Below are 615 nucleotides of genomic sequence, written 5' to 3' on the forward strand. Positions count from 1 at the left end.
GTCCTTCATCGCCTCTGACTGCCAAGGCATCCACCGTGTACGCTTAGTCACTTAACCATACAACCCCAAAATGTCTTGGAAGTGCACAGTTGTGAGTAAGGTTCACAATTCTTGCTGGTCTGTTTTACCCATGGCTGCGTTATACTTCCTTACTCGCTCAGTCATTGACCTTAAGTCAACTCCTTCACTCGCTCGTCGTATGCCTTGCCCTGGCTAAAACATCCTTCGCAAAGGTTGCTTTACCTTGTTTTATTACTTTTTACATCAGCTTGCCAAATTGTTAAAGAGCAGTTTGAGATTAAACTCAAATATAAAAGCTTAATGCTATCAAGCGTTTATATTTGAATTTCTAGAGCAATCATTATTAGTGTAACCAGCGACTTTTAGGCTAGGCGCGGTGAACCGAAGCATACTTAGGTATGTGAGGTTCGCTGCAACAACGCATAAAAGGTGATGGTGGAGTTAAGCGGGATCGAACCGCTGACCTCCTGCGTGCAAGGCAGGCGCTCTCCCAGCTGAGCTATAACCCCATTTATATTGGTGGGTCTGAGTAGACTCGAACTACCGACCTCACCCTTATCAGGGGTGCGCTCTAACCACCTGAGCTACAGACCC

Annotated in this window: 2 tRNA genes; both read right to left on the bottom strand. The window is 46.0% G+C overall.

The features are described 5' to 3' along the window. Positions 1–454 precede the first annotated feature (454 nt). Positions 455–530: transfer RNA gene (locus KQY15_RS18960), tRNA-Ala, on the bottom strand. Positions 531–538: 8 nt separating this feature from the next. Then, positions 539–615 (bottom strand) — tRNA-Ile (locus KQY15_RS18965).

The organism is Arsukibacterium indicum, assembly GCF_019100565.1.
Taxonomy (GTDB): Bacteria; Pseudomonadota; Gammaproteobacteria; order Enterobacterales; family Alteromonadaceae; genus Alishewanella; species Alishewanella indicum.